The sequence below is a fragment of the Corallococcus sp. Z5C101001 genome, assembly GCF_007352635.1.
GTDB lineage: Bacteria > Myxococcota > Myxococcia > Myxococcales > Myxococcaceae > Corallococcus > Corallococcus silvisoli.
The window spans coordinates 87184-107454 of sequence record NZ_VKLU01000008.1 but is presented as its reverse complement, the minus strand read 5'-3'; the positions used below and the strand labels follow the sequence as shown (position 1 = coordinate 107454).

Sequence of the window (20271 nt, the reverse complement as noted above, 5' to 3'; positions counted from 1 at the left end):
CCATGGCGCTGCGCTTCGCGTACAACACCAACGGCGTGGCCCACCACCGCTTCGAGGACGCGCTGCGCCTCATCGCGGACAGCGGGTACGACGGCGTGGCGCTGACGTTGGACCACCACCACTTCGACCCGTTCGCGCCGGACTTCGAGCAGCGGGCCGGGCAGCTCGCGGCGCTGCTGGAGCGGCTGGGCCTGGGGCTGGTGGTGGAGACGGGGGCGCGCTTCCTGCTGGACCCGCGCAGGAAGCACGAGCCCACGCTCATCACGCCGGAGGAGGCGGGCCGGGCGCGGCGGCTGGAGTTCCTGAAGCGCGCGGTGGACGTCTGCGCGACGTGCCGGGGAGAGGCCGTGTCCTTCTGGGCGGGCGTGCCCCGGCCCGGGGTGACGGAAGAGGCCGCCTGGCCATGGCTGGTGGACGGGGTGGCCCGGCTGTCGGAGTACGCGGCGTCGCGCGGCGTGGTGCTGGCGGTGGAGCCGGAGCCGGGGATGCTGGTGGAGACCGTGGACGGCTGGGGACGGCTGCACGCCCGGGTGGAGGCGGCGGGGGCGCCCCCGGTGCGGCTGGCGCTGGACGTGGGGCACCTGCTGGTGACGCAGGAGCGGGCGCCCGCGGAGGCGGTGCGCGAGTTCGCGCCGGTGCTGGGCACGGTGGCGCTGGAGGACATGAAGCGCGGCGTGCATGAGCACCTGCCGTTTGGCGAGGGGGACGTGGACGTGCCGTCGGTGCTGCGGGAGCTGATGCGCGCGGGCTACGACCGGCTGGTGTGCGTGGAGCTGTCCCGGGATGCGCACCGGGCGCACGAGCTGGTGCCCGGGGCGCTGGAATGGTTGAGGGCGCGCCTGCCGACAGGCGCGGAGGTGGCGGCGTGAACAACGTGAACCGGCTGCGGATCTGCTTCATCTCCCGGCGCTTCTTCCCGGCGATCTCGGGGATGAGCGTCTATGCGCTGAACCTGGTGCGGGAGCTGGTCGCGTGCGGGCATGACGTGACGATGGTGAGCCAGTACCGCAACGACCCCGCGGGCATGGCGGTGTACGGGGGCGGGCCGCCGCCGGGGATTCCGGGCGCGCACGTGCTGGGGTGTGAGTCCCGGGGGGAGCAGCGCATCAACCAGGGCCACCCCGCGAGCTTCGAGCAGGACGTGGAGGACCTGGTGGGCACGGTGATTCGCGAGCACCGGCGCCGGCCGTTCGACCTCGTCCACGCGCAGTACGGCTACCCGTGCGGACTGGCGGCGCTGGAGGCGGCGCGGCGTCTGGGATTGCCCAACATCGTCTCCATCCAGGGAGGCGACGGACACTGGGTGGGGACGTGCTGTGGGACGCACAAGCAGGCGATGCTCGCGGTGCTGGGCCACGCGGGGGCGCTCCTGATTGGCAGCAGGTCCTTCGCGGAGGAGGTGCGAGCGCACCACGGCACGCCGCTGGAGCGGTTCACCATCGTCCCGGGGGCCACGGATCCGCGGCGCTTCCATCCGAGGAGTGAGTCGAGGCTCGGGGAGCTGCGGGAGGTGCCGGTGTGGCTGTACCACGGCCGGGTGGACGCGCGGAAAGGCGTGCTGGAGCTGCTGGACGCGGTGAAGCGGCTGGTGGCGGAGGGGCGGCGCCTGAAGCTGCGGGTGTCCGGGATGGGCCCGGACGTGGAGGCGGTGCGCGCGCGGGTGGAGGCGGAGGGGCTCCGGGGCACGGTGGAGCTCACGGGCGCGTCCACCTACTCGGAGGCACCGGACCTGTACCGGAGCGGGGACCTGTTCGTGTCGCCCACGCATTCGGAGGGGTTCTCCAACACGTTGCTGGAGGCGATGGCGTCGGGGTTGCCCATCGTGTCGACGAAGGCGGTGGGGGTGGTGGACTGCCTGGAGGACGGGCGGGACGGGCTGTTGGTCCCGCCGAAGGACAGCGTCGCGCTGGCGGAGGCGATGGGGCGGCTGATGGACGACGCGCCGCTGCGCAGGCGGCTGGCGGTGACGGCGCTGCGAGAGGTGCGGGAGCTGTACTCGTGGCGGTCGGTGGGGCGGAGGATTCAAGGGGTCTACACGGAGCTGACGGGCACTCGGCCGGACACGCGGTGGACGCACCTGTACGACCCCACGACGACGGAGGCGAGCGCGGATCCCTCGTGCCGGTTCCGGGCGGCGCCGCACTTGTTATGAGCACGGCCCTGTTCGTGTCACCGCACCTGGACGACGTGGCCTTCTCCTGCGGGGGCACGCTTTCGGCGTTGAAGGCGAAGGGGTGGACGGTGGCGCTCGTCACCGTCTTCACGCGGTCGGTGCGGGAGCCGCGGGGCTTCGCGCTGGAATGCCAGACAGCGAAGGGGTTGGGGCCGGAGGTGGACTACATGGCCCTGAGGCGCGAGGAGGACTGGGTCTTCGCGCAGCGGCTGGGCGTGGACCTCACGGTGTGGGGGGAGTTGGAGGAAGCGCCGCACCGGGGTTACGCGAGCGCGGAGGCGCTGTTCCAGCCGCCGCGACTGGACGACGCCATCGAAGCGGCCGTGGCGCGGTGCCTGCGGCCGGTGTTGTGGGAGCTGAAGCCGGACCGGGTCTTCGTGCCGCAGGCGCTGGGAAGCCACGTGGACCACGTGCAGGTGGTGCGGGCGGTGCAGGGGTTGGGCATCCCGTCGAACCGCGTCTTGTATTACCGGGACATGCCCTACGCCGTGCGCCAGCCGGACGCGAAGCCAGACGCGGCCGTGCCACCGGGGCTCGGCGCCCTGATGGTGGACATCACGGAGCACCTGGAGCGGAAGGTGGAGGGCTGTGCCTGCTACGGCACGCAGCTGGCGTTCCAGTTCGGAGGGGAGGAAGGGGTCGCGCCCCTGCTCAAGGCCTTCCACGAACGGGAAGCGGAGGCCCACGGAAGGACCGGCGCCGCGGAGGTCTTCCTGACGGAGGCGGTCAGCTGAGGGGCCGGAGGGGATGCAACAGGCCCGCGTCGAGGAGCACCTGTTGCACCTCCGCGGCCAGCCGGACGTGCTCCGGGTTCGTCACCGTGAACCGCTCCGGCGTGAGGATGACCAGCGTGCCCAGGTCTCCCACGGGCTCGACGCGCACGGGAGCCGGGAGCGGAGGCACGGGTCCGCGTTGGCGGGAGAAGTAGGTCATCCAGCCAGGATGCGTCCCCATCTTGGGACGTGAGGACAGGCTCGACAGGTGGTCGCTGGATGTCGCGAGACCAAAGTCCGGCTCCCATACGAGGGCCATCTGACGAACCACTTGAGACAGCACGGTGGCCGTCAGGAGCTGCGCTGAAGCCGTTCCCCGCAGCGGGGGCGTGAGAACACACGACGACGGCTGCCACGGATCCGCCGAACCACAAGCCCCGGTGATGCTGACCGTCTCGTTCGGATGGGCCCCTGCCCAGAGCCAGTAGTTGTATCCATCCCCGAGTCGGCGGTCCTGTCTCTCGAAGTGCTGTCGCAGCGCATCCTCATCCGTGGCGACCTGCCGTCGAGCAGCCTCCTCGAAGGAGTCCCCCGTTTCGCACCAGCGATTCCAAGTCGGTTCAACGTGAGCCAGGAACTGGAAGAGCGTCGCGGCACGCCGGGCGCACTCCTCCGCGGATTCGGCGCGTCCCAGCCAATACACACCTGCGAAATAGGTTTCCATCATGGAGAGATGACCTGCACCGGTCGCAGGATGACTTCGATGTCGACGTTCTCCTGGAGAAACATCTTCCTGAGCATCACCGAGAATCGCTCTTCCGCGACGAACCACCGCACTGGAGTGTCACGGGCCAACCGCAACTGACGGCGTGCCTGTTCGAGCAGGCTCTGGTCTCCTCTGAAGTACCTCTTGAACTCCGCCCCCTCATCAAGGAACTTTTCATAACCGGGCCCCTTGGCCTCCAGCAGCACGTTCTCCGCCGGGTCGAAACCATCGAAGTCGACCTCCTCGCCCCCGCGTTCGACCCGGTACGCGGATCCGCGCGGGGCGCCCGTCACCTGTGCCTGATACGCGCGAGCGCGCTCGGACATCGACTCGTTCACCTGCACCCACTTGCCCGGACCTCCTGCTGACGGCAGCCCTCCACCCCCACTCTGGGCCGCCATCGCCACCGCCGTGGACGCGAGCGTCACCTCCACCCCGCCGCCCACCACCGCCACCGCGCTCACCTCCCGCACGGCCGCCAACCGGAAGCCCGCCTGCGACGCCCCCAGCAGCGCTGCGTCCGAGAAGCCCGGCAGCAACGTGAGCGCGGAGCTCATCCCCACCGTCACCCCATGACTCACCAGCACCGTCACCGCGAGCACGAAGAGCCGCGCCACCTCCGGCCCCAGCGTCCGGGCGAATGCCTCCCCCGCCTCCTCCAGTTCCTGGAACGTCGTGGCCCGGTCCGTCGCGGCCTTCAGCGCGGCACAGGCCCGCACCACCGTGAGGAACGACTCAATCCCCACGTACGCCAGGAACACCGCGGCCACCACCGCCGCGCCCTTGGTGAACACAGGCTCCGGCGCCGCCGCCAACACCACCCATGAAGCGATGGCCCCCGCCACCACGGAGACGAAGAACGTCGGATTCAACGTGTCCCGCAGCGCCTCGCCAATGCTCGCGCGCAGTGGCTCCAGCGACATCCCCACCGCGAACGTCAGCCGGACCATCGCGCTGAAGCCTGCCCCGGCCTCCAGCAACGACAGACAGTCCCCTGGCGCCTCATGCGCCCGGCACCATCGCCCGTACTTGTCCCTCAGCGTGAACGCGAGCCCCTGGTCCAGCAGCGCGCCCTCCCCCGCCACCGCGCGCACCACCCGCCCCAGCCGCGAAGGCCGCACTGTCAAAGGCACCTCCAACACCCGCCGCGACAGCGCCTCCTCGAAGTCACGGGCGCTGACCCGCACGCGCCCATCCCACGTCCGAGGCGCGTACTCCAGCGTCCGCCCCTCCGTGCGCAGCCGCACCGTGGGCCCGCTGGCGCAGCCCACCCAGAGCACCCAGAGCAGCATCCAACACAGGGACCGTCCCCATACCGTGAGCCCGCGCGCGGTCATTCCTTCATTACGATTCCGTCGCCACCTGCCTGCCAAGCCCTTTCACTCCGGCTTCAAGTGGGCCCGACAGATCGTGCTCCCCATCCCTGGATGAATGCCTCGGATTCACAGGCATCCGCTGGCGGAGTGGCGACGGACCCATCCCTTGACATGGCGAACCTCTTCGACATCCGAACCAAGCCACAGGCATCTTCGATCTGGGACATACTTCGAGCGTCTGGCCCATGGAGGGGAGTGCCAATGGACGTCTTCCGGCTTCTGCAGCTGATTGATGCTGATGGACTGCGCAGTCTTTCCACTGCGCGAAGGCTACCCGGCCGACGGACTGGCGCCGACCTCTGTCAAGCACTTGACGCCATCTACAATGGCTCCATCCCTCAGCTGCTTCTGGACCTCCGGCGGGATGACCTTCATCGGCTTCTCAGGCGACCATTTCGTTGGGGCAACCGGCGCTACCACTCGCCAGACCTCACGACCTTCAGTCAAGAGCAGCTGCTAAAGTTCGCCCATATCCTCTTCGTGCGAGGTGAGGTTCCGCCTGAGTTCGGCAAGGAATCGGAGCTTCCCGAGTTCGTCGTCGTCCCTGCCACACCACTCCCCCAGCCCAAGCCGCCCAAAGCCAAGGTCCTGAAGGCAGCAGCGCCAGCACAACTCCAGGATGACGACAGCGACGGCCGGACGGTCGTCGCACCGGGCGTACGTTTCCTCATCACGTTGTCTCATGACTGGAGTAGGCCTCGTAAACTGGGCAATGTGCTCACGGACCTAGAGGTCGAAGTCCCTGAGCGATTGAGAACCCCTCGTTTCCAGGAAGTCATGCGGAGACTCACCGCGCTGGGCGTCGAGATATCGGATGCAGAGTCGGGGGCCTTGCTGACTCCAAGGGATTCGTCACCAGGTGTCGATGCCAAGGTTCGCCTGCGAAAAGCGCGCGCCTGACGCCCTCTGCACAGCGAAGCCAGGATACCCGTAAGAGTTCGCCCTCGACCGGCAACGCACGGAAACCCAAGCGCCGGACTTCCCGCTCGGCCTGACGCCTCCGTGCCCCTCGCGGCATGCACACCGTGAAGCGTGAAACCGTTCTCACGCGGAGGCGCCGATGACACGCCAGCAACCGAACTCCCCTTCAAACCCAACCAAGACTTCGAGCGCTGCGCCTCCCTTCTTCCCAGCGGGCTTCCGCGAAGGCGACGAGGACGTCAACGGCACCCGCATCCACTTCGTCATCGGGGGCAAGGGAAGCCCCGTCCTGCTCCTGCACGGCTACGCGCAGACGCACCTCATGTGGTGGCGAGTGGCGCCGGAGCTCGCGAAGCACCACACCGTCATCATCCCCGACCTGCGCGGCGCCGGTGACTCCTCCGCCCCCGCGCAGGGCTACGACAAGGAGACCATGGCCCGCGACATGCGCGCGCTGGTGAAGAAGCTCGGGTTCGACAAGGTCTCCGTCGTGGGCCACGACATCGGGCTGATGGTCGCGTACGCCTATGCCGCCCAGTTCCCCGACGAGGTCGAACGCCTCGCCGTCCTGGACGCCTTCCTGCCCGGCATCGAGCCCTGGTCCGACCAGGTCATGCGCCGCACGGACGTGTGGCACTTCTCCTTCAACGGCCCCACCGCGGAGAAGCTGGTGCAGGGACGCGAGCGCATCTACCTCGACCACTTCTGGACCGACATGGCCGCCAATGCCCAGGCCATCGGCGAGGCCGAGCGACAGGCCTACACGCGGGCCTACGCGGCCCCGGGCCGACTCCACTCGACGTGGGGCTACTTCCAGGCGTTCGACCAGGACAAGAAGGACTTCCGCGAGCTGGCCCGAAACAAGCTCCCCATGCCCGTCCTCGTCATCGGGGGAGACAAGTCCATGGGCGAACCCCTCACCGCGCAGATGCGCGCGGTCGCGACCCAGGTCGAACCCCACATCCTCAAGGACACCGGCCACTGGGTCTCCGAAGAGCGCCCGGACGAAGTCCGCAAGCTCCTCGGTGACTTCCTCCAGGCCTGACGAGAGCGCCAGGGGCCGTGAAGGAGCGCCCCTTCACGCCCCCCACGCCTGCGTGCCCCCTCAGGCGCCAAAGCCTCCCAGCGCCGTGCGGCTGAAGCTCGCGGCCCCCTGGCTCACGCGCACGGCGGACTGGCTGAACACCTGGAACGCCGCGCGGATCTCCTGGGCGCTCTGCCCGGGCGTGAGGATCCACCGGTCCGCGATGCCCATCTCCTGGAACACCCGCCGGAAGTCCGTCACCCCATCGTCGATGCCCATCGCCGCCACGATGTGGTTCTCCACCCGGTGCAGGTCCTTCACCAGCGCCGCCACGTCCTTCGCGCGCGCCTTCTGTGAGCCCTGGTCCGAGCCGTCGGTGATCAGCAGCGTCACCGTGCGCACCGGCACCCCGTTGGCGCTGAACTCCTGCGCCTTCGCCAGCACCGTCCCCAGCAGCACCACCGCCTGGTCATACAGCGGCGTCCCCAAATCCGCCGAGTAGTTCCCCGAGTGCATCCGCACCACGTCCTCCAGCGGCCGGAAAGGATTGAGCACATGCCCGTTCAGGTAGCGCGTGTGGAACAGCACGCCATCCTTCTGCTGGCTCGCGAGCAGCGCCTCCAGCACCAGGTTGTGCCCGTCGCACACCGTCTTCGTGTGCCCCGAGTGCGAGATGCTCCCGGAGTCATCCGGCATCACCGTCACCAGCACCACCTCGCTCGCCTGCACGTCGTCCACGTGGATGCCCAGGCCCGCCTGGATCTGCGCCCCCAGGTCCACCACCGTCAGCGCCTGCAACGCCGCGGGGCTCAGCACGCCCTCCGCGTGCGCATCCTCGAAGAGCTTCTGGACCCCGCCACCATTCGCCTTGCTCATGTCCGTGTCTCCTTTCGTGTCCAACCCAAAGCCAGACGTCACGCCAGATGCAGGTCGGGCCAGCTCGCCAGCGGGTCCGTGGACTTCACCAGGTGCATGCCCGCGTCCGCGAAGCGCTTGAGCGCCGCGTCCGCCTGCGGCGTGAAGTCCGCCGCGAAGCCGCCCTTGCCGTCCGGCACCGTCACGGACGACATGCAGTCCGTCAGCAGGTACACCTTGCGCGCCAGCGCCGCGTCCTGCGCGACGATCTCCCCCAGCAGGTCGTCGATGGAGCTCTTCACGCAGTGGCTGGCGGCCTGCCCGCCAATCACCACCGCGTCCGACGTGAGCAGCGTCTTCAGGAACTGCGTATTGCGCTGCGCGAGCGGCTGGCCGTCATGCCGCATCAGCACCTCCGGCCGCAGCACCGAGTAGTTCTCCGTCAGCGGGTTGCCGCCCTTCACCTCCGCCCACGACTGCACGCCGCGCGCGAACGAGTGGAACAGCCGCGCCTCCTGCACCACGCCCGCCAGCGCGTGCCCGTCACTGCCCAGCAAGCAGTGCGGCGGCCACAGGTAAAGCGTGTACTTCCCCGCCCGCTCCAGCTCCTCGCAGTAGTACTTCACCTGCTTGAGCAGCCACGGGTAGTTGCCGCCGCACAGCCACTTCGCCACCGCCGGGTTCGGCCGCGCCTGCCCGCGCTCGAGCTGCTCGCGCGTCACCTCGCGGTACGGCTGGAGCGGCTGGTCGTCCTGGTCCACCCAGAAGGACGGGAAGAAGATCTGGTAGGCGAAGTGGGTGTCCAGCGTCGCGGTGACGTTCGTCAGCGTCCCCAGGTTCCGGTAGATGAACTCCGCGATGCGGCGGTTGTCGTCGATGGCGCCCCGGCCGCTGCGCCCCGCCACGTACAGCGAGCCATCCGGGAAGCAGAAGTCCTTCTGCACGTCGATGAGCAGCAGGTGCAGGTTGAAGCGGTCCGTGGCCGCCGCCTTCACGCCCTGCGCCGCCTTCCACGCCCCGGCCTCGCGCTGGAGCTTCCCGGCGTTCGGCCCGTAGCCGTACTCGGCGGCGTGGTGGGAATCGTAGAACCCGGGCAGCGGCAATTGCTTCGCGGTCGTCTTCGTCATGTCCAGCCCCCTTGTGTGTCTCAGTTCATCCGCAACACGGTGAGGTCCTGCGCCCCCACCACCATCAATCCCTCTCGCGACAGCAGCAGCTGGCAGCCCGCGTCCACGAACGGCTCCGCGTCCGGGAACTCGCGCACCGCCTCCAGCCGCCCCTGCCGGTGCTCCACGCGCGTCAGCCCCGCGTCCGTGGCGCAGAAGAGCGCGCCCCCCACGGCGCACTTCCCTCGCAGCGTCCCCAGCCAGGAGCCATCCCCCGCGTCGGCCCGAGCGCTCGCGCGCACGGCCCCATCCAGCCCCAGCAGCACCGCGTGGTGCACCGTGCGCCCGCCGGACTCCTCCGCGAGCAGCAGCCACACCGTGTCACCGTCGAACACGGCCTCCGCGTCCAGCAGCTGCCCCGCCGGCCACGGCAGCGCGAGCCCGTCCCTCAAGCCCTTGCGCTCCACGTCGAACACGAAGGCCCCCCGCAGCCCCGCGGCGCGGTGGAAGCCCAGTCCGAACCGGGGCCCCACGAACAGCCGCGTCTGCCCTTGCAGCACGTCCCCCCACCGCTCGGGCCCATACGTCCCGTCCCGCCACAGGCCGCCGCCCACCGCCCAGAACCGGTGTCCGGAGTGGGCCGCGAACACCGGCCGGTTTTCACAGACATCCACGCCCAGGAACTCCGGCCCCTGGCCCCGCGCGAACACCGCCACCCGCCCACCCTGCCCCAGCAGCGTCACGTCCCCCTGCACCGCCCAGCGCAGCGTCGGGTCCAGCACGCCGCGCATCACCGTGCGCCCGTCCTCGCGCCGGTAGGCGCCATCCGCGTGGTAGACGAAGCGCACCGTCCCCGCCTCCGCGCTCACGTGCACCATCGCGCCCCGGGTCGTGAACCTCCGCGTCGCCACCACCTGCCCGCGCACCGCCGTCACCGGCGTGGCCGCCACCGTGGCGTGCGGCTGGCAGGTGGGGCACGCGGCCCGCGCGTGCTCCACGCCACACGACGCGCACACCGTGAAGCGCAAGGCCTCCAGCACCGGCAGCGGGAACGCGCCGCGCAGGTCCTCGACGAACACCTGGTGGAACAGGTGCAACACCTCATCCGGCAGCGTGGCCCGAGGCAGCGCGGGCTTGGGGTACTGCACGTCCGGATGGAACACCGTGACGCGCTGGAGCAGCCGCCCCACCGCGTTCAGCCGCGCGCCCTGCGCCTTCGGCTTGTGGATGCCGCCCTGCGGCCCCACGCACAGCAGCGACTGCATCACGGTGACAGCGAAGGCATACCAATCACTCTCCACCGTCGCCGGCCGAGCCGGCGACAGGGCCTGCGCGCCCGCGTCCAGCCGCAGGGGGTCCAGGAACTTCTCCGTGAACACCGGGCAGAGGTACGGACCGAACTGGAAGCTGTCCGCGTCGATGAGGTACGCGTCCGTGCCCACCGTCAGCACGTTGAGGTCGTTGAAGTCCCCCACCACCACGCCGCTCGCGTGCACGGCCCCCAGCACGCGGTGCAGCCCCGCCAGCACCGTCACCGCGTCCGCGGCCCTGCCTCCCGCGCGCCGGAACGCCGGCTCCCCGAAGCGCCGCAGCGGCTCCACGCCATCCAGCCTGCGCATCGCATAGCCCAGCACCTCCACGCCCTCGCGGTCCGTGGCCAGCGCCTGCGGCGACACCACGCGCGCGGGCAGGCCCGTGGGGAACGCGCGCAGCTTGCGCTGGTGCTCCGCGAGCCGGGCCTTCGCCGCGGCCTGCTCGTGCGGAAGGCCCAGGTAGTCCGGGTGCTCCGGCCGCTTGAAGACCTTGAGGGCCCGCCCATCCCCCAGGTCATACACATCCGCCTCGCCCCCCTTGCCCAGCGCCCCCCGCGGATCCAACCGGACCTTCTTGCCTTCAACCCAGACGTCCATGGCCTCACGCCCTCCCCATCCGCCGGCGCAGCACCACCAGGGTGGTGTCGTCCGTCAGCAGCCCCGGCGTGCGCGACAGCCGCCGCTCCGCGAAGTCCGCGCGCACCGACTCGCGGTTGAGCTGCGCCAGCCGCCGTCGCACCGCGTCCGGGTTCGTGAAGTAGCGGTCCTCCGTCCAGAAGCGCGACAGCGGGCCCACCGCTTCGTCCCGCTCGGGCAGCCGCGCCCGAGCGAGCCCCAGCAGGTCCCCCACCCCGTCCGTGCCCAGCATCAACGCCTGCACGTCACCAGTGGGCACCAGCGCCCGGGACACCAGCGGCACGTCCTCCCCGCGCAGCAGCGCATACGCGAGGTACGGCGGCGCGTTGCCCGGGAAGGGCCCCAGCGCGTGCACCTCGCCATTGAGCATCCACACCCCGTCCCCCGACGAGAAGATGCGCGTGTGCGCGGGCGTCACCACCGCCCCCACGACGGTGAACAACAGGTCCCCCAACACCTCCCGGCCCAGCGCGGAGGCCAGGCCGTCCATCAGCCCCAGCAGGTCCTCCCGCAGCCCCGGAAGGAAGCCGTCCCCCTCCACCGCCTCCCCTCGCGCGAGCCGCGCCTGCGCCGCCTGCGCCAACCGCCGCACGCCCAGCTGCGCCCCCAACTCGCTGCACGGCTGGCTGCCACACCCATCCGCCACCACCAGCACCAGCCCGTGCTCGCTCGCCCGGACGCAGGCGGCGTCCTGGTTGTTCCGCCCCGAGCGCGCATGCTCCCGGCCCTGCACCGAACCCACCGCGACATCGAAGGGCAGCGTGGACATGGCTCTCCCGTGGCCCTCGAAGGGCCCGCACGACAGGGACTCGCGGACAAGTGGGCGACCTGGCGCCGCCCCGACTTCGTGTATCTATGACACCAACATAGTGTCTCAACAACACCAAGTCAAGGCGACGTGGCCTCCATGGGAGGGGGACGGGAGGCGCGAGGGTGGTTAGAGCTCGAAGTTGAAGCCGGCCTTCTCGAGCTGTTTGTACTTCTTGTGGTCGAACCGGTAGAGGCGGGCGGCGCGGTGGGAGACGTCCTGCTCCACCTCGTCCAGCTCCTCCAGCAGGTCCATGGCGAGGATCTTCTTGCGGAAGTTGCGCTTGTCGAGCTCGCGCTCCAGCACCGTCTCGTACAGCCGCTGGAGCTGCGACAGGGTGAACTTGGGCGGCAGCAGCTCGAACCCGATGGGCTGGTAGCGCACCTTGCCCTTGAGCCGTTGCAGCGCGGTGGCCAGCACCTCCGCGTGGTCGAACGCGAGCTTGGGCGTGTCCCAGACGGAGAACCACGCCGCCTCGCGCGCGTCGGTGGAGGCCTGGAGGTGATGGGCGGACAGCTTCACCAGCGCGAAGTACGCCACGGTGATGACGCGGCCCCGGGGGTCGCGCTCCGGCGCGCCGAACGTGTAGAGCTGCTCCAGGTGGCTGGTGCGCAGGCCCGCCTCCTCCTCCAGCTCGCGGCGGGCGGCGTCCTCCAGTGACTCCTCCATGCGCACGAAGCCGCCGGGCAGCGCCCACCGGCCTTGATAGGGCTCCACCCCGCGCTGGATGAGCAGCACCTTGAGGTCCTCCTCATCCAACCCGAAGACGACGCAGTCCACCGTCACCGCCGGGCGCGGATACTCATAGGTGTGGCTCATGGGGAAACCCTCCGGCCGGCATCGTGTCCAGCGGACACGGTGCCGGCAAGCGCCATCACGCGGGACGGAGGGGGACGGCGCTCAGACGGCGACGAGCCGGCCCAGGCGGCGCCAGTCGACCAGCTGGACGTTCTCCTCCGCCAGGTCGAACTCCAGCGAGCGGCGCATGCCCAGCACGTCGCCGCCCATCTGGAAGGGCACGTCGCGGTCGAAGTCCATGCGCACGCGCTCCACGAAGAAGTCGTGCATGCGGGGCATGGGGTGCTCGCCGCGCCACAGGCGGAACATGTTGCGCGTGGCCTCCATCACGCCGGCGCCGTACACGCGCACCGACAGCCGGTGCGGCACCGCCTGCGCGAAGGGGAAGGCCTTGAAGCCGAACCCCCACTCCGGCGTGGTGGCCGCGCCCGCCACGCCCGCGGGGCCCTGATACAGGAGCGACCCTTGCGCCCCGTTGGGCATTGGCCTCACCGCGCCCGTCGCGTCCAGGGTCAGCGCGGAGGCCCCCGTGTTGTAGACGGACACGTTCGGGTTGCCCTCGCCGAACAGGTGGCGCGGCACCGTGCGCGTGAACATGGCGCCCAGGTAGCCGCGCAGGCCCGACTGCGCCTTCTTCAGCGGCCCGGCGGCGGCCAGCTGGTTCTTGAAGTCCTGGATCATCTCCGCGTCCCAGCCCGTGCCCGCGAAGGGCGCCACCCGGCCCTCCACCCGCACCAGCGAGAAGGGACGCAGGGGAGGCAGGCGCTCGCCATACGCGGCGATCTGCTTCAGCGCCACGTGCGGCCGGGGCGCGCCGGTGACGCGGGCCCAGGCGTTGCCCGTGCCCAGCGGCAGCACCCCGATGGCCGGCAGCGCCACGCCCTGGGAGCGCAGCTCGTTGAGCAGGCCCGTGATGGTGCCGTCCCCCCCGCCCGCGAGCAGCAGGCTGGGCGGGTCGTGCCGCAGCTGGTCCACCCACTCCCGGGCTTCCTCCAGGGAACGGGTGAGGGCCACCCGGGCCCGGGGGAGCAGGTCTCGGACGAGCCCCCCCATCCCCTCGGTCCCTTTACGTGCGCGCAGATTGACGAGGACGGCGATGTTCATGGCGGGCGCGACTCTTCCCCATTTCATGTCATGGCCCCGTCACGAAAGAGGCCCCCGGCATGGGAACCCCTCCGGGAACATGGCCATCACCCCCCCAAGGCGTGGGTCAGCCGGGCTCCCAGGCGGCGGTCGGCCGCACGGCGGCGCAGCGACAGCGCCGCGGCGGCCACGCCGCCCGCCAGCAACAGACGGCGCAGCCATTGTTTTCCCGTGCCGTGGTAACCGCCCGACACCGAGCCCCCCTCCGCCATGGGCTGGAAGACGTTGCCGGGGGTGGGGCCCTGCCTCGCGTCGCGGAAGTGCCGCGTGTCCGTGCCGGCTCGCATGAGGTGCTCGGAGGAGCGGGGGAACAAGCCGTGCATCGCCGCGAAGCTCTTCCCCGCGGGGCCGACCATCGTCTCGTGTTCGGGGTGGCGAAGGACGCGCAGGAGGGTGCGGGCCACGCGCTCCGGCGTATGGACGGGCTCCACCGGGCGGATGCGCCAGCCGGTGTAGTTGGCGGTGTGGCGCCACAGGGGCGTGTCGATGGCGGCCGGCATCACCGTGCACACGTCGATGCCGCTGCCCAGCAGCTCCTGGCGCAGCGACGCGGAGAAGCCACGCACGGCGAACTTGGAGGCCACGTAGGCGCTGAGGTACGGCGCGGGCACGGTGCCGAAGGTGGAGGACACATTGACCAGCGTCCCGTACCCCTGCCGGCGGAACTGCCCCAGCGCCGCGCGCGAGCCGCTCACCGTGCCAAAGAAGTTGATCTCCATCAGCTGCCGGAAGGCCTCGTCGGGCGTCTCCTCCAGGCCGCCCAGCATGTAGACCCCCGCGTTGTTCACCCAGCCGTCGAAGTGGCCGAAGGCGTGCACCGCGGCCCCCGCCAGCCTCCGCACGGACGCGGCGTCCGCCACGTCGGTGGGCACGCCCAGCGCATGGACGCCGTGGGCCTCGCACTCGGCCGCCAGCTCTTCCAGGGGGTCCTCCCCGCGCGCGGCGAGCACCACGTGGGCCCCCTTCTTCGCCAGCAGCAGCGCCGTGGCCCGGCCGATGCCGCTCGATGCACCCGTGATGACGATGACCTTCTTCTTCCAGAAGCGATCCATGGAGTGGGGTCCTCGGGCAGGCTCGGCGCCCCCGAGGGCCCGAGCGTTCGAAAGGGTCGCGGGGCACCGGCTCATGACGCCCCACGTCGGAAGGTGGGGACGCGGCGGGGACCCCACCCGGGCCACCGGCGACTCACCTGGAGGGCAGGCGGCGAGGCAGGGGGCCTGGAATCCGGACGGACGTCCCGGGCGTGGGACCGGAGCGGGAGTCCCCGGGGTCGCTGGCTTGGAGGGTGGCGCGTCCGGTAGAGGACGGAACGCGGCCTGCAACGCCGGTCCGGCGTCTCCTTTCCCACCCACGTGCCCATGCCCTTCCGTCCGAAGCCCTCCGCGTTCGCGCTGCTGCTGTGCCTGCTGTGCGCCACCGCCGCCCGGGCCGCCCCCCATCGCATGGTGGTCTCCAGCGGGGACTGCCGGGACGCGGAGCTGAATGGCCAGTCCAAGGCCTTCTATGACGCCCTGCGCGCCCGCCCCGAGCAGCGCGTGCTGGGCGTCCCCGAGTTCGCCGAGCGGCTCTTCCCCGCGCCCTCGCGCTCCTTCGAGGACCTCCAGCGCCAGCTCGACGCCGCGCAGGACCAGTTCTACGAGGGCCGCAACGCCCGCGCGACGCAGCAGCTGGACGACGCCCTGCGCGACATCCGGCGCCTGCCGCCCGGCGAGCCGCGCTGGAAGCTCTTCGCCCACGCGCAGCTGCTGCACGGGCTCAACCACCGGGCGACGGGGAAGACGAAGGACAGCGACGCGGCCTTCCTCCAAGTGCTCCGGCTCCAGCCGAAGTACCAGCTGGACCCGGACCAGTACGCCCCCTCCATCCGGCAGGCCTTCGAGAAGCTGCGCCGCGAGCTGGCCCGGGCCCCCAAGGTGAAGCTGTCGCTCAAGTCCACGCTGCCCGCGTCGGACGTGTACCTGGAGGGCCTGGGCGTCGGGCAGACGCCGCTCGCGCTGGAGCTGCCCGCCGGGGCCTATGAGCTGTCCATGGTGAAGGGGGACGCGGTGAGCTTCCCCCGGCAGGTGCAGGCGCAGGGGGCGGACACGCCGCTCCTGGTGGACCTGGCCTACGAGGGTTCGGTGACGGCCGCGCCCTTCCCGTGCCTCAGCGCCACGGACGGCAACGAGGAGCGCACGTGGAGCCACGCGGTGCGCCTGGGCGGCACGCTGGGGGTGGAGGAGGTCATCGTCGTGCGGCTGGAGCGCCCCAGCAGCGGCCCCAAGTGGTTCGCCGCCACGGTGCTCAACGTCGAGGGTGGGCAGAAGCTGCGCGAGGGCGGCTTCAAGACGCAGGGCCTGGACGCGCCGGGGGAGGCGCTCTCCGCGCTGGTGGACTTCGTCACCACGGGGCGCTCGCCCTCCAACCTCGTGGTGATGAACAACGCCAACGGCAAGGCCCCGTGGGACGCGGGAGGCGCCCGGAGCACGGCGGCCTCCGGAGGCCCGGACCTCACCGCGCCCCACCTCCTGTCGGAAGGAGAGGTGTCCGCCGCCCAGGCCCCGCCCAGGACGGGCCTGCGCACGGCGTCGTACGTCGCGCTGGGCGCGGGCGTGGCGGCCCTGGGCGGCGCGGGCGTCGTCCGGCTCCTGGCCCAGAAGGACCTGGACGGCCTGGAGGCCCGCCGCGCGGCCAATGGCGGCCAGCTGTTGCGCTCTGACGCGCAGGCCGTCGCGCTGCGCGGCGCGCTCGTGAACAAGAGCCACCTGATGACGGGCCTGCTCGCGGGCGGGGGCGCGGCGGTCGTCACCGGGGCGGTGCTCTTCCTGGTGTCGTCGCCCGCGAAGGCGCCGCCGGCCGTCACGCTGGGAGTCGCGGCGGACGGGACAGGCGCCCAGGCGAACATCTCCGGGTCGTTCTGACCGCGCGTCGCTTGGCGGGGAGCACCGGGCGCATAGAGTGCCCCCCATGCGCGCTTCCCTCCTCTTGCTGCTGCTCACGGCGAGCACCGCCCTCGCCGCGCCCCGGACGTTCCGCGTCGACTACTTCCACACCGGCAACGCCACCGAGGAGCGCTTCAGCCTGGAGCGGCTCGTGGTGGAGCCCCTGCCCTGGCCGGGCCACCCTGCCCGGGCGCTCGACGAGACGAACCTGGGCAAGTACTTCTTCGAGGTGCGGGACCGGAAGACGAACCGGCTCCTGTACTCGCGCGGCTTCGCCTCCATCTTCGGCGAGTGGGAGCTCACCGACGAAGCGAAGCAGGGCCACCGCACCTTCAGTGAATCGCTGCGCTTCCCCACGCCGGACCGCCCCGTCCAGGTCATCCTGAAGAAGCGCGACGCCCAGAACGCCTTCCGCGAAATCTGGTCGCTGGTGGTGGATCCGAGGGATCCGTTCGTCGACCCGTCCTCGCCGCCCGCGCCGGGCCCGCTGCTCAAGCTCGTGGACAGCGGCCCCTCGCAGGACAAGGTGGACTTCCTCATCCTGGGAGACGGCTACACGGAGGCGGAGCGCCCCAAGTTCGAGAAGGACGCGCGGCGCATGGTGGAGATCCTCTTCAGCTACTCCCCCTTCAAGGAGCGCAAGGGGGACTTCAACGTCTGGGGGCTGATGCCGAAGGCCTCCGAGTCCGGCATCTCGCGGCCCTCCACCGGCATCCACCGCCGCCCGCCCCTGGGCTCCACCTACGACGCCTTCGGCGCCGAGCGCTACATCCTCACCTTCGACAATGCCGCGCTGCGCGACACCGCCGCCCACGCGCCCTATGAGTTCGTCGAAATCCTGGCCAACGGCAACACCTACGGCGGCGGCGGCATCCACAACCTCTTCGGCACCGTGGCCGCCGACAGCCTCTGGGCCCCCTACGTCTTCGTCCACGAGTTCGGCCACCACTTCGCGGGCCTGGCGGACGAGTACTACACCTCCGCGTCCGTCTACGGCTCCGCGCCCGAGGAGCGGGTGGAGCCGTGGGAGAAGAACGTCACCGCGCTCCACGACCCCGCCCAGCTCAAGTGGAAGGACCTCGTCACCCCGGGCACCCCCATCCCCACGCCGTGGAACCAGGCCGCCTATGACGCGCACGCACTCGAGGTGCAGCAGCGCCGGCAGAAGATTCGCGCGGAGCGCAAACCCGAGGCGGAGATGGACGCGCTGTTCACCTCGCAGCGGGACTGGGAGGAGAAGTTCCTGGGCACGCAGAAGGTCTCCGGGAAGGTGGGCGCCTTCGAAGGCGCGCACTACGAATCACGCGGCTACTTCCGTCCCCAGACGGACTGCGTGATGTTCACCCGCGACCGCGTTCCCTTCTGTGCCGTGTGCCAGCACGCCATCAGTGAAATCATCGACCTCTACGCGGGTCCTTCCACCCCCCAGTCGCGAAAGACTCCCTGACTTCCTTCGAATCCCAGGTCCTGTCGGGTGACAGGGATGTGGCAGGTGGTTGGCCAAATGGACGCCCCTCTATTTTCGGGTGTAAGGGGGACCCCATCTGCAAACGAGACACCCCATTGGAGGCATTCTCATGCTGAAGCGGAGCTGGCTGCCGGCGCTCGTGACCACCGTCTTCGTCACGGTCGGTACGGGTTGTGGAGATGAGTGCGTCGATCAGTTCGACTGTCGTGACAAGCCCACGCCGCCCGCGGGCCAGGTCTATGCCTGCGTGGAGAACAAGTGCGAAGTGCGCGCGGTGACGCCGCCGGATGAGGAAGTGGACGCGGGCACCGATGCCGGCACGACGGACGCGGGCACCGACGCCGGGACCGACGCGGGCACTGACGCCGGGACCGACGCGGGCACCGACGCCGGGACCGACGCGGGCACCGACGCCGGGACCGACGCGGGCACCGATGGTGGCACGGGCGCGCAGTGCACGCCGGCCTGCACCCTGACCCAGGTCTGCAACCCGACGACGCTGACGTGCGAGAACTCCGGCCCCGCGGTGACGGACACCAGCGCGCAGATCGCCGCGTTCAAGGCCGCCGCGGGCACCTCTTACGATCCCGCGCTGCCCATCAACGGCGCGTTCGTCACGTACATCAAGCCCCTGGTGGGCACCGACGTCGCGGGTTTCTTCCTCCAGGCGGAGGCCACCGGTCCGGCGATGTTCGTCGCCGTCGACCCGGGCACGCTGCAGGTGGGTGACCGCGTCAACCTCAGCGTCTCCGGCGCGACGGTGCTGAGCGGCCAGAACAAGGCGGCCACCACCATCTCGGGCCTGACGGTCGTCAGCCAGTTCCACCCGGTCCGCAACCTCAACACCGCGACGCCCGCGGGGCTCGTGGTGGACCAGTCCAGCGCGCCGACGACGGAGCTGCTCGACAAGGCGGACACCTACTTCGCGACCATCGCCCGGATGAGCGGCACGCTCAATGGCGCATCCGCGACCAGCGGCACGGGCCACGTGGCGTTCACGTTCCGGACCGCGGGCATCAACAACGCGAACCTCAAGCTGCGCGTGACGGAGGACATCGCGGCGGACCTGGGTCTCGTCGACACGTGCGCCGTGACGCTCGCCGCGGGCCCCCTCTGGAAGTTCACGTCCACGGCCACGCCGCCGGTGACCACCCTGCAGCCGTCCGCGTACTTCACCACGGACCTGACGGGCATCACCTGCCCGGCCCCGACGCTGACGGGCGCCATCGCGACGTCGCTGACGGAGGTGAAGGTCTCCTTCAGCCGTCCCGTGGACGCCGCCAGCCTCACCAACGTCCCGGCGCAGTTCACGTTCACCAACGGCATCCAGGCGCAGAGCGCGACGGTCAGCGGCAAGGACGTCTACGTGAAGACGACCGAGCAGGTCGCGGGCACGGATTACGCGGTGTCGGCCACCACGTCCGTGAAGGACACGGTCGGCGGCGCGGTGGTCATCCCCAACACGGCGAGCTTCAAGGGCTTCCGTGTCGGGGCGGTCCTGCGCATCACCGAGGTGCAGCCGAGCGCGTCGAACAACCTGGACCTCGTGGAGCTGCAGGTCCTCACCGGCGGCACGACGGCTGGCATCCAGCTGCTGCAGGACGTGAACTCCCCCGTGACGCTGGCCACCATGCCGGACGTGGCCGTGGCCGCGGGCGACATCATCGTGGTCCACATCGCCTCCACGACGGACAGCGAGACGACCTCGAAGAACCAGTTCCCCACCAGCAGCACCCCGGCCAACTACGACACCGCCTGGGACTTCAAGGGCGGGGCCACGGGCATCACCTTCTCCAGCCGCGTCATCCTGGTGCGTAACGCGCAGGATCAGATCCAGGACGCGGTGCCCTTCACGCGCAACTCCGGCACGCCTCCCGCGGCCTTCCCGGGCAACCTCCAGGCCATCCAGGCCGCCGGGCAGTGGCTGCCCGCGGACTGCGGCGGCGCGCTGTGCTCCACGACCACCACGCCCACGGCGGCGGCGGTCTCCGCGGACTGGACCACCCTGCCCACGTCCAATGCGACGCCGGCCAGCCCCTCCATCCGCCGCGTCAGCACCACGGACACGAACACCAAGGACGACTGGGCCGTGGGCGCCTCGTCCTGGGGTGTCGCGAACCCGTAGTCGCCTTCGCTGAACGTCTGAAGTGACAAGGGCCGCGCTCTCCACCTGGGGAGCGCGGCCCTTCTTCTTGGCGGCGGGGTGATGTGTCACGCTCCCGCCCGTCGGGACGCGCCGCCCGTCATCGC

The 20271-nt window shown here is 70.5% G+C and carries 17 protein-coding genes; 8 read left to right on the top strand and 9 right to left on the bottom strand.

Annotation, left to right across the window (positions count from 1 at the left end; all coding sequences use genetic code 11):
* The first annotated feature begins 2 nt into the window (after positions 1-2).
* Genes FOF48_RS18340 through FOF48_RS18330 form a run of 3 tightly spaced genes read left to right on the top strand, consistent with a single transcriptional unit; the run spans position 3 to position 2907 of the window.
* Positions 3-869 (top strand): sugar phosphate isomerase/epimerase, encoded by an 867-nt coding sequence (locus FOF48_RS18340; protein ID WP_143903423.1) that lies wholly within the window; start codon positions 3-5, stop codon positions 867-869.
* The gene (locus FOF48_RS18335) at positions 866-2152 is read left to right on the top strand and encodes a glycosyltransferase family 4 protein (protein ID WP_255442341.1); all 1287 of its coding nucleotides are present in this window, start codon (positions 866-868) and stop codon (positions 2150-2152) included. The genes FOF48_RS18340 and FOF48_RS18335 overlap by 4 nt, the downstream gene beginning before the upstream one ends.
* Positions 2149-2907, top strand: a complete 759-nt coding sequence (locus tag FOF48_RS18330) for a PIG-L deacetylase family protein (RefSeq protein WP_143903419.1) — start codon at positions 2149-2151, stop codon at positions 2905-2907. Before FOF48_RS18335 ends, FOF48_RS18330 begins: the two co-directional genes overlap by 4 nt.
* On the opposite strand, the gene FOF48_RS18325 is transcribed toward FOF48_RS18330, so the two are convergent.
* Both FOF48_RS18325 and FOF48_RS18320 read right to left on the bottom strand, forming a co-directional pair.
* Positions 2900-3613 carry an immunity 52 family protein gene (locus tag FOF48_RS18325; protein ID WP_143903417.1) on the bottom strand — a complete coding sequence of 238 codons (714 nt, stop codon included), beginning with the start codon at positions 3611-3613 and terminating at the stop codon, positions 2900-2902. The two genes, FOF48_RS18330 and FOF48_RS18325, sit on opposite strands and share 8 nt — an antisense overlap.
* Entirely contained in the window at positions 3610-4944 is a 1335-nt protein-coding gene (locus tag FOF48_RS18320; protein ID WP_255442340.1) for a restriction endonuclease fold toxin 5 domain-containing protein, read from the bottom strand. The genes FOF48_RS18325 and FOF48_RS18320 overlap by 4 nt, the downstream gene beginning before the upstream one ends.
* A 285-nt stretch (positions 4945-5229) precedes the next feature.
* On the opposite strand from FOF48_RS18320, the gene FOF48_RS18315 reads away from it, so the two are divergent.
* Together FOF48_RS18315 and FOF48_RS18310 are read left to right on the top strand one after the other, a co-directional pair.
* Positions 5230-5928 (top strand): hypothetical protein, encoded by a 699-nt coding sequence (locus FOF48_RS18315; RefSeq protein WP_143903413.1) that lies wholly within the window; start codon positions 5230-5232, stop codon positions 5926-5928.
* Positions 5929-6088: 160 nt separating this feature from the next.
* Entirely contained in the window at positions 6089-6994 is a 906-nt protein-coding gene (locus FOF48_RS18310) for an alpha/beta fold hydrolase (RefSeq protein WP_143903411.1), read from the top strand.
* A gap of 60 nt (positions 6995-7054) precedes the next feature.
* On the opposite strand, the gene FOF48_RS18305 is transcribed toward FOF48_RS18310, so the two are convergent.
* The 7 genes from FOF48_RS18305 to FOF48_RS18275 all read right to left on the bottom strand — a co-directional run bounded on the left by FOF48_RS18305 (position 7055) and on the right by FOF48_RS18275 (position 14684).
* Entirely contained in the window at positions 7055-7849 is a 795-nt protein-coding gene (locus tag FOF48_RS18305) for a hypothetical protein (RefSeq protein WP_143903409.1), read from the bottom strand.
* Between the two features lie 38 nt (positions 7850-7887).
* Positions 7888-8955, bottom strand: coding sequence for a nicotinamidase (locus FOF48_RS18300; protein ID WP_143903407.1), 1068 nt, complete (start codon positions 8953-8955; stop codon positions 7888-7890).
* Positions 8956-8975: 20 nt separating this feature from the next.
* Entirely contained in the window at positions 8976-10844 is a 1869-nt protein-coding gene (locus tag FOF48_RS18295) for a hypothetical protein (protein ID WP_143903405.1), read from the bottom strand.
* 4 nt (positions 10845-10848) lie between these two features.
* Positions 10849-11652: a protein phosphatase 2C domain-containing protein gene (locus tag FOF48_RS18290; RefSeq protein WP_143903403.1), complete on the bottom strand. Its 804-nt coding sequence runs from the start codon at positions 11650-11652 to the stop codon at positions 10849-10851.
* A gap of 168 nt (positions 11653-11820) precedes the next feature.
* Positions 11821-12510 carry an NUDIX domain-containing protein gene (locus tag FOF48_RS18285; protein ID WP_143903401.1) on the bottom strand — a complete coding sequence of 230 codons (690 nt, stop codon included), beginning with the start codon at positions 12508-12510 and terminating at the stop codon, positions 11821-11823.
* Positions 12511-12591: 81 nt separating this feature from the next.
* Positions 12592-13593, bottom strand: a complete 1002-nt coding sequence (locus tag FOF48_RS18280) for a diacylglycerol kinase family protein (protein ID WP_143903399.1) — start codon at positions 13591-13593, stop codon at positions 12592-12594.
* Between the two features lie 86 nt (positions 13594-13679).
* Positions 13680-14684: an SDR family oxidoreductase gene (locus FOF48_RS18275; protein WP_143903398.1), complete on the bottom strand. Its 1005-nt coding sequence runs from the start codon at positions 14682-14684 to the stop codon at positions 13680-13682.
* Between the two features lie 306 nt (positions 14685-14990).
* Here FOF48_RS18275 and FOF48_RS18270 point away from each other — a divergent pair, with 306 nt between their 5' ends.
* The 3 genes from FOF48_RS18270 to FOF48_RS18255 all read left to right on the top strand — a co-directional run bounded on the left by FOF48_RS18270 (position 14991) and on the right by FOF48_RS18255 (position 20146).
* A complete protein-coding gene (locus FOF48_RS18270) occupies positions 14991-16532 on the top strand; it encodes a PEGA domain-containing protein (protein ID WP_143903397.1) in 1542 nt (513 codons plus the stop codon).
* 46 nt (positions 16533-16578) lie between these two features.
* A complete protein-coding gene (locus FOF48_RS18265; RefSeq protein ID WP_143903396.1) occupies positions 16579-18000 on the top strand; it encodes an IgA Peptidase M64 in 1422 nt (473 codons plus the stop codon).
* A 130-nt stretch (positions 18001-18130) separates the two neighbouring features.
* A complete protein-coding gene (locus tag FOF48_RS18255) occupies positions 18131-20146 on the top strand; it encodes a hypothetical protein (RefSeq protein ID WP_186001964.1) in 2016 nt (671 codons plus the stop codon).
* The last annotated feature ends 125 nt before the right edge of the window (positions 20147-20271 follow it).

Excerpts from the sequence above, each read along its gene's own strand:
- FOF48_RS18290 (WP_143903403.1), bottom strand. The coding sequence starts at position 11,652 with ATGTCCACGCTGCCCTTCGATGTCGCGGTGGGTTCGGTGCAGGGCCGG.
- FOF48_RS18285 (WP_143903401.1), bottom strand. The coding sequence starts at position 12,510 with ATGAGCCACACCTATGAGTATCCGCGCCCGGCGGTGACGGTGGACTGC.
- FOF48_RS18270 (WP_143903397.1), top strand. The coding sequence starts at position 14,991 with ATGCCCTTCCGTCCGAAGCCCTCCGCGTTCGCGCTGCTGCTGTGCCTG.
- FOF48_RS18320 (WP_255442340.1), bottom strand. The coding sequence starts at position 4,944 with ATGCTGCTCTGGGTGCTCTGGGTGGGCTGCGCCAGCGGGCCCACGGTG.
- FOF48_RS18300 (WP_143903407.1), bottom strand. The coding sequence starts at position 8,955 with ATGACGAAGACGACCGCGAAGCAATTGCCGCTGCCCGGGTTCTACGAT.
- FOF48_RS18295 (WP_143903405.1), bottom strand. The coding sequence starts at position 10,844 with ATGGACGTCTGGGTTGAAGGCAAGAAGGTCCGGTTGGATCCGCGGGGG.
- FOF48_RS18255 (WP_186001964.1), top strand. The coding sequence starts at position 18,131 with ATGCTGAAGCGGAGCTGGCTGCCGGCGCTCGTGACCACCGTCTTCGTC.
- FOF48_RS18305 (WP_143903409.1), bottom strand. The coding sequence starts at position 7,849 with ATGAGCAAGGCGAATGGTGGCGGGGTCCAGAAGCTCTTCGAGGATGCG.
- FOF48_RS18280 (WP_143903399.1), bottom strand. The coding sequence starts at position 13,593 with ATGAACATCGCCGTCCTCGTCAATCTGCGCGCACGTAAAGGGACCGAG.
- FOF48_RS18275 (WP_143903398.1), bottom strand. The coding sequence starts at position 14,684 with ATGGATCGCTTCTGGAAGAAGAAGGTCATCGTCATCACGGGTGCATCG.
- FOF48_RS18265 (WP_143903396.1), top strand. The coding sequence starts at position 16,579 with ATGCGCGCTTCCCTCCTCTTGCTGCTGCTCACGGCGAGCACCGCCCTC.
- FOF48_RS18315 (WP_143903413.1), top strand. The coding sequence starts at position 5,230 with ATGGACGTCTTCCGGCTTCTGCAGCTGATTGATGCTGATGGACTGCGC.
- FOF48_RS18310 (WP_143903411.1), top strand. The coding sequence starts at position 6,089 with ATGACACGCCAGCAACCGAACTCCCCTTCAAACCCAACCAAGACTTCG.
- FOF48_RS18325 (WP_143903417.1), bottom strand. The coding sequence starts at position 3,613 with ATGATGGAAACCTATTTCGCAGGTGTGTATTGGCTGGGACGCGCCGAA.
- FOF48_RS18340 (WP_143903423.1), top strand. The coding sequence starts at position 3 with ATGGCGCTGCGCTTCGCGTACAACACCAACGGCGTGGCCCACCACCGC.
- FOF48_RS18330 (WP_143903419.1), top strand. The coding sequence starts at position 2,149 with ATGAGCACGGCCCTGTTCGTGTCACCGCACCTGGACGACGTGGCCTTC.